Below are 7,339 nucleotides of genomic sequence, written 5' to 3'. Positions count from 1 at the left end.
CAATCAGGCCCAAGTCGCGGAACACCGCGGCCACTGCCTTGCGTGTGGCCTGCTCCGGAGGGAGAGGCTCCCCCGCAGTCTCGGGCGAGCGGAGCTTGCCGTTCTTCGGCTGCTTGGACATGTGAGGAGACGAATGCAGATGCAAAAAAGATGGGGCGCTACCTGCGCGCCCCGGAAGATTCCATTTTTTCCTACCTAAGTTAAGGATAGCAGTTCGGCATGGGTAAGAGGGCCACCCTGCGGCGAAATCTATTGGGCCTAATATAGCTGACTAACCAAGGGCCGAGTGGCGGTGAGTCGCGGCGAATGGCGGCGAGTGGCGGTGCATCTCCCGCCTCCGTTGTACAATCTCGCGCTGCGCGAGGTGCAGGGATGAGAACGCCGCTGCTTGCGATAGAGGTATTCGTCTTAGCTCTGCTTGTGGGTTGTGACCCCTACAAGAACCCAACGCCCACCAACATGCAGACGCCGAAATACCAGAGATTTTTACCCGTTCCTGCGGCCACTCCCGTCCCCGGGACCATGGCGTTGGACACGAAGACTGGGCAGCTTTGCAGGACGGTAAGTGTGAAGTTCGATACCAAGGTGTGGGATGACACGCCCGAGTGCATCGACCTATTCCGGAATTACCCGGACTAAGGGGCACAGATTGGAGGAGCCGTGACAGGACAGAGGTACAAAACGGGGGACAAGCACCCGAACCCGCAATGCGATCACCCCTTATCGTCTGGCGCGAGAAAGTGAATTAGGCACGCTTGAAGATAGGTGCTCCCCTCGCCACACTTGTGAACAGGGAATCGGAGACTTAGGGAGTTGAGCGTCAATAACTTCGTGGGGGTCGGTCACCGGGTATGTGCCGACTACGATTTTTGCGCGGCAGTTGAAACACTCCACGCCCCAGCACTTTGTTGTCATGGCGGCGCGGATTATACGCCTCAGGGCCGCCCCCCAGCCATGACACCCGTAAAGTTGATGACGGGCTGCTTAACAGGGAAGAGGGCGGAGCAGTTCTGCCTCCAGGAACAGCTCGCTCAGGCGGTATAGCTACATGTATATGCGCCAGCGAGCCGCTTGTCAATAACTTAATTCCCTTTGCGTTATTAGACTTGCATGCCATATAGCCATCTGTTATAAACAGGGCATGAAAGTCAAGGCGATGCAGGAGAACCTTCGTAAGGCGCTGTGGGCGCGCATCGAGGCGGGCGAGCTCACCGGCCTGAGGCTGGCCCAGCAGACCGGCTTCAAGCAGGCGCACATTTCCAACTTCCTGAACCGCAAGCGGCAGTTGAGCATCGCCGGCATGGATAAGGTGCTGACGGTGCAGCACATGTCCGCGCTCGACCTGCTCGACCCGGACGAGATCAACAAGCGCGCCAGCATTCTGCCCCCCACCGAGGGCGAGTTCGAGAACGTGCTCCTGGTGGAGGGCGAGGTAGCCGCGGGCGAGCCCCTGATCACCAACGAGAACGTGAAGGACATCCTCAAGTTCAAGAAGAGTTTCCTGCAGAAGCTGCGGGCCGAGCCGGAGACGGTGCGCGACGACTGGCGCCGCTTCGTGCTGGTCAAGGTGGACGCCCGCGACGGCGTGAGCATGTATCCCCGCCTGCTCCCCGGCGCCACCGTGCTGGTGGACCGCCACTACAACTCGCTCAAGCCCTACCGCAAGAGCGAGCAGAATATGTACGCGGTGAAGAAGGAGGGCGGCTGCACCGTGAAGTACCTGGAGCTGGCGGGCAAGAACCTGGTGCTGCGCCCCCACAACCAGGCCTATCCCGTGGACGTGATCACCATCGAGGAGGACAAGACCTTCGCCGACTACATCGTCGGCCGCGTCTGCCACGTGACCATCGAGACCTGAAGCTGTCAGGAGAAATGAAAAACCGCGGCTCTTGGCCGCGGTCTTTTGTTTGCTAGAAGGCTTTCAGCGGCGTCACCCGGCCTTTTTCTTCTTCGCGGCTTTCTTTTTCCCGCGTTTCTTCGCCGGCTTCTTGTGCCCGCGACGCGTGGACCTCTTGGGCTTCTTCCTCCCGCTCTTCTTTTTCTTCTTGGCCGCCTTTTTCTTCGGGGCCGCCTGGCGCGGGGGAGCGCCCGCCGGCTTGCTGATGCTGGGAGTCACAGTGCCGCGGGCGACCGGAGTCATGGCGCCGCCGCGGGGGGTCAGGGCCGCAGGTTCGCCCATCTCCTCCTCTTCCTCTTCTTCGTACTCCTCTTCCACGGAGTCGTCGTAGGCGCCGATGTCGCCGTAGTCCTCCATGTCGTCATCGTTGCGGCTGTAGAGGGTCTCGTCGGGGAAGCTCATGTCTCCTCCTGCAATCGCAGCCGGGTTCTGTGGCTGAGCGGTAGCGCGGCGAGAGGCCACTATAGGCCGGAAAACCGCCTGCGCGCAAACCGGCGCGGATTATAGCAACCGCGCTTCGCCTGTCAACCGCTCAGGGCTCGCGGTGGATGACCAGCTTGTCGCCGGGCTGCAGGTGAGTGGGGGCCCGCCGGTTGTCGCGGCGCAGCGCCTCGACCGTAGTGTTGTTGGCGGCCGCGATGCTGAAGAGGGTCTCGCCCGGCTTGACGATGTGGACCTGCTTCCCGCCCTGGGAGGTTTGCAACCCGCTCTTGTTGCGGGACTTGGAGGGTTTCCCCGAGCTGCCACCGGCCTCGCTCTCCCCTGCCGGGCGATAGATCACCAGCGCGCGGCCCTTGCGCAACTCGTTGCCTTTGAGGTGGTTCCACTTGCGCAGGTTCGCAGGGGGGACGCCGAAGTCGTCGGCTACGGAGAGCACCGTGTCGCCCTTGCGGGCGCGGTAGCGGGTCGGCCGCTTGGAGAAGGCCATGTGCTCGGGATCATCCAGACTGCGGCCCGGCGCCATCGGCAGGATCAGCTTGCTATCGGGCGCGAGTTCGCCGCCCTCCAGGTCGTTGGCGTCGGTGATGGCGGCCGCGCTCGTTCGATATCGTTTTGCCACGCTCTGCAGCGTGTCGCCGGGGGCGACTTTGTAGTAGCGCCACGACACTCGCTTGTCTACCGGGATGGCGGCGATTGCCGCCTGGTATTTCTCCGCCGTGCCGCCGGGCAGCTTCAGGTCGAAGGAGGCCTGCTTGGGCGTGGTCATGCGCAGCAGGCTGGGGTTCAGCTCCTGCAGAACCTCCACTGAGCCGTCCACGCACGCCGCCACCAGTCGCAGGTCCACGGGATAGTCCACCGTGACCGTATCCACCTCCGGCGCGACCTCCGGGATGACGTTGTCCAGGCCGTACTGTGCTGGATTCTTGGCCACGATGGTGGCGGCGATGATGATGGGCACGTAATTCTTGGTCTCACGGGGCAGGGCGTCCCGGCGATAGAGCTCCCAGAAGTCGGCGTAGCCGGTGCGCTCCACGCCCTTCTGCACGTTCCCCGGGCCGGAGTTGTACGCCGCCAGCGCCAGGTACCAGTCCCCAAACTGCGTGTACAGGTCCCTTAGGTGGCGGGCCGCAGCCCGCGTGGCCTTCTCCGGGTCCTGGCGCTCGTCCACCCACCAGTTGCGCTCCAGGCCGTACTCGCTGGCGCGCCCGGCCATGAACTGCCACATGCCCCGCGCCCCGGCGCGCGAGAGCGCCAGGTTCTTGAACCCGGATTCGGCTTGCGCCAGGTAGATCAGATCCTGCGGAACGCCCTCTTCCCTCAGGATGCGCGAGATCATCTCGCGATAGCGCCCGGCGCGCGTGAGCGAATGCACCGCCGTGCCATGCCCCTTGGGGCTGCGGGAAAAGAAGTTCACGTAGCTGGCCACGATGTCGTTCATCACCAGCGGCAGGTCGGACGGCGTGGACTTCACGTCCGCCGTGGCCCGGTTGGCGAAGTTCGGATCCACCGGGAAGGTGACTTCGCTGGCTTCGTCGATGGGCGCCGGTTCCGCCTTTTGCTCGTTGAAGCCGTCGCCTTCCTTCAGCGCCAGCAGCTCCAGTCCATGGACTCCCTCCACAATCTTCTCGAACTCGCGCTGCAGCCGCCGGTCGGAGCTCACCGGCACCGGACCCTCCAGCAGCAGGGTCACGGCGCGGTCAAAGTTCTGCTTCGCGGCATCCAGGTGCCCCGCGCTGTAGTTCTCCTGTCCAGCCTTGTACTCCTTCTCCGCCTGCGCGATGAGGGCTTCGACCGGGTCCGCCTTGGGAGCCGGCTTCTCTTGCGGCTTGGCAGGCGGATCAGGCGCCGGGGATGCGGTGAGCGCGGGCGCGGTAGCCGCGGGCGGCGGCGTGGCGGTGTGCCGCTTGCTCTCCGCGGTCTCGCAGGAGGAAAGCCCCAGGACCAGGCCGCCAAGAACGGGCAAGAGCAAGTACGGTTTGCGCAGCGTCATAACCTCAGAGAGTCAGCGGCCCAGTGTGGCCGAACCAGAGTCGAGGAGAATCGAAGTAGCCGCATCGTACTATGCTCTGATTTGACGGGTCAATCGCGCCAAGGTCACGCGAACCACGAAGGAAAATGCGCTTACGCTCGCGCCAGGGCCTGACGCAGGTCGGCGATCAGGTCCTGTGCATCCTCGATGCCGACGGAAAGCCGCACCGTCGCTTCCGAGACGTCCATCAGTCGCAGCCGCTCGCGCGAGGTCCCCACGTGCGAGGAAAGCAGCGGATAGGAGACCGTGGATTCCACCCCGCCCAGGCTGGTGGCCAGGTACCAGAGCTTCAGCCCGTCGATGAACCGCTCCGCGGCGGGGCCGCCGCCTTTCATCTCCAAGGCCACCATCATCCCGAAGTCGCGCATCTGCCGCCGGGCGGCCTCGTGGCCTTCGTTCTCGGGAAATCCGGGATACATCACCCGCCGCACCTTGGGATGGCGGCGCAGCGCCTCGGCGATGCGCTCCGCGCTGCGGCAGGCGCGCTCCACCCGCAGCTCCAGCGTCTTCAGTCCACGAGTGAGCAGGTACGAAGCCAACGGCGCCAGCGATGCCCCGGATTGCAGCATGGCTTGCCGTGCTTCTTTGATGAATACAGCACAGCCCACGATGGCGCCCGCTGTCACATCGCTGTGCCCGCCCAGGTACTTGGTGGCCGAGTGCACAACCACATCCGCGCCCAGCTCCAGCGGCTTCTGCAGGATAGGCGTGGCGAAGGTATTGTCTACCACCACGCACGCCCGGCGCTTCCGCCCCACGGCCGCCAGCTTCGCGACGTCCACGCAGCGCAGTGTGGGGTTGGTGGGCGTCTCCAGGAACAGCATGCGAGTGTTCTTGCTGAAGAACCGCGGAAGCTTGCCCAGGTCTTTGTACGGGACGAAGCGCGTGCGGATCCCGAAGCGCGCCAGCACGTCCTCGAAGAGCTTGAGCGTGCCTCCATAGATGTCGAGCATGGAGACGATCTCGTCGCCCGCCCGGCAGGTGGCCAGCACCGTCACCAGGATGGCTGCCATGCCGCTCGCCGTCACGACGCAGCCGTCGCCGCCCTCGAGCGCCGCGATCTTTTTCTCCGCCGCCTCGGTGGTGGGGTTGGCGTAGCGGGTGTAGATGTAGCCCTGATCCTTCCCCTCGGAGATGCGGCGCAGCGCGTCCAGCTCCGGCAGGACGAAGACCGCGGTCTGGGCGATGTCGGTGGCCAGGGACGCCCGCTGCCCGTGGCGCTCCTCGCCTGCATGGACGCAGTGAGTGGAGTCGGCGCGCGCTTTGCGGACGCCGACGGCGGTTAGGCGGCGACTCATGGATTCCTCAGAGGCAACTCATCATAGCCCAGCAGAAGCGCGCCCGGCCCTCTCCCCCGCAAAACAACGGGCCCCGGCATTCGCCGAGGCCCCGGTCTGAATCTCTGCTCCGACTACCAGGAAAGCTTCAGCCCGAACTGGAACTGCCGCGGGTCGAACGACGCCACAGGCTGCCCCGCGTTGCACGAGGTGGAGGAGCACAGCACGCTGACGTCCGCCACGTTGAAGCGGTTGATGAGGTTGAACATGTCGGTCATGGCGTCCAGCTTCAGCCGCTCGGTTACGTGGAAGCGCCGCGCCACACGGAAGTCGGTGAACACCGTGTACGGACGCCGCGCCGAGTTGCGCGGCAGGTTGCCGTCCAGCGCCTCCAGGGTGATGTTCCTGGAAAGCGCCGCATTAACGAAGCACGGGGTCTGGAAGAATCCGCTGGGCGAGAGGGACGAGGGCTGCGCCGGGAAGCCGCACGCGTTCGTGGCCGTGCCCGCCGGCACCACGTTGGGTCGCGCCGTGTTGGGCGAGAACTGGAAGTTCACCGGCTCCGCCGTCAGGATGGTGAACGGCCGGCCCGACCCTACCTCAATGATGGGCGCCACCGTCCAGTTGCTGAATAACTTGCTGAAGAAGCCGTCTCCCGAGAGCTTTCCGCTCTGGTACACGCCGCTCAGCACCAGCCGGTGCCGTTGGTCGAAGGTGGAGCTGGCCCGCTCCTTGAAGGGGAAGAAGCTGTCCTGCGGGGCGAGTAGCGATTGCAGGTCGGTGGAGTCGTCGATGGTGTGCGACCAGGTGTACGACGCCAGGAACTCGTACTTGCGGCTGAAGCGCTTGCGCATCTGCGCCGTCAGGCCGTGGTACACCGAGCTCCCGTTGGAGAAGTTGGCCACCATGTCGCTGAAGGGCACGGTCACGCCCAGCCCCAAGCCTTCGGCGGCGATCACTCCGCTGGCAAAGGCTGTGCACGGGCCTCCGAACACCGGTGCCATCGAGGGGTTGATGCCGGAGGGACGGAAGAAGCTCACCAGCGACGCCGGCACTACGTTCACCGGTCCACCGCCTGTGGGAAAAACACCGCAGCTTGTCACCGACAGCGGAGAGGTGGTGACCGGGATTAGGCCGGCGTTCACGGCATTGAACCAGTTCTGCACCAGCAGGTCGCCCCGCACCGGGTTGGCATTGATGGGCCGGTTCAGATGCACGCCGTGCGTGTAGTTGTAGGAGAGCGTCAGCGCGAAGTTGCCACCAAAGTCGTGCTCGAAGGAAACTCCCGCCTGTTCCGCATATGCATGCTCGAATCCCTTGCCGGTGGGAAAGCCGAAGGGCTGCGAGAGCAGCGGCTGGAAGGTCGCTGGGTTCAGGTAGTTCTGGTTAATGAACGTAGAATTGGCGAAGAACGGGTCGAAGCGCTGCTCGCCCGGCAGGTATCCCATATTGCCCGCCGCCGCCGCACCCAGGCAGGTCGGTCGACTCAGGATTCCCTGGAACACGTTGGTCGCGTTGAGCGTCAGCGAAGGCACCGGCGGCGCTACCGTGGAGCAGGGCGTGCCTCCGAACAACAGCAACTGCGGCGTGCCTACCCCGTCGGTCGCATTGCCCAGAAAGCTCAGCCCCAGCAGTGGGTTGTCGTAGAACATCCCTAGGCTGGCGCGAAATACCGTCTTGCCGTCCTTCCACGGG

Annotated in this window: 5 protein-coding genes; 1 reads left to right on the top strand and 4 read right to left on the bottom strand. The window is 64.3% G+C overall.

Annotated features, from left to right (window positions below; all coding sequences use genetic code 11):
- Positions 1-1,141: 1,141 nt before the first annotated feature.
- Positions 1,142-1,858 (top strand): S24 family peptidase, encoded by a 717-nt coding sequence (locus tag VGQ94_07090; protein ID HEV2022280.1) that lies wholly within the window; start codon positions 1,142-1,144, stop codon positions 1,856-1,858.
- A gap of 72 nt (positions 1,859-1,930) precedes the next feature.
- On the opposite strand, the gene VGQ94_07085 is transcribed toward VGQ94_07090, so the two are convergent.
- The 4 genes from VGQ94_07085 to VGQ94_07070 form a co-directional block, all read right to left on the bottom strand.
- Positions 1,931-2,299, bottom strand: a complete 369-nt coding sequence (locus VGQ94_07085; GenBank protein HEV2022279.1) for a hypothetical protein — start codon at positions 2,297-2,299, stop codon at positions 1,931-1,933.
- Positions 2,300-2,429: 130 nt separating this feature from the next.
- The gene (locus tag VGQ94_07080; GenBank protein HEV2022278.1) at positions 2,430-4,328 is read right to left on the bottom strand and encodes a LysM peptidoglycan-binding domain-containing protein; all 1,899 of its coding nucleotides are present in this window, start codon (positions 4,326-4,328) and stop codon (positions 2,430-2,432) included.
- Positions 4,329-4,459: 131 nt separating this feature from the next.
- Positions 4,460-5,665 (bottom strand): aminotransferase class I/II-fold pyridoxal phosphate-dependent enzyme, encoded by a 1,206-nt coding sequence (locus tag VGQ94_07075; GenBank protein HEV2022277.1) that lies wholly within the window; start codon positions 5,663-5,665, stop codon positions 4,460-4,462.
- Positions 5,666-5,778: 113 nt separating this feature from the next.
- The coding region (locus VGQ94_07070; GenBank protein ID HEV2022276.1) for a hypothetical protein at positions 5,779-7,339 on the bottom strand (1,561 nt) is incomplete at its 5' end.

Source organism: Terriglobales bacterium, assembly GCA_035937135.1.
Classification (GTDB): domain Bacteria; phylum Acidobacteriota; class Terriglobia; order Terriglobales; family Acidobacteriaceae; genus DASYVL01.
Note: the sequence above shows the minus strand (reverse complement) of the source record. Positions and strands in the feature narration are given on the sequence as shown.

Bases quoted from the DNA above. Each gene is read 5' to 3' on its own strand.
- VGQ94_07090 (HEV2022280.1), top strand. From the start codon at position 1,142: ATGAAAGTCAAGGCGATGCAGGAGAACCTTCGTAAGGCGCTGTGGGCG.
- VGQ94_07085 (HEV2022279.1), bottom strand. From the start codon at position 2,299: ATGAGCTTCCCCGACGAGACCCTCTACAGCCGCAACGATGACGACATG.
- VGQ94_07080 (HEV2022278.1), bottom strand. From the start codon at position 4,328: ATGACGCTGCGCAAACCGTACTTGCTCTTGCCCGTTCTTGGCGGCCTG.
- VGQ94_07075 (HEV2022277.1), bottom strand. From the start codon at position 5,665: ATGAGTCGCCGCCTAACCGCCGTCGGCGTCCGCAAAGCGCGCGCCGAC.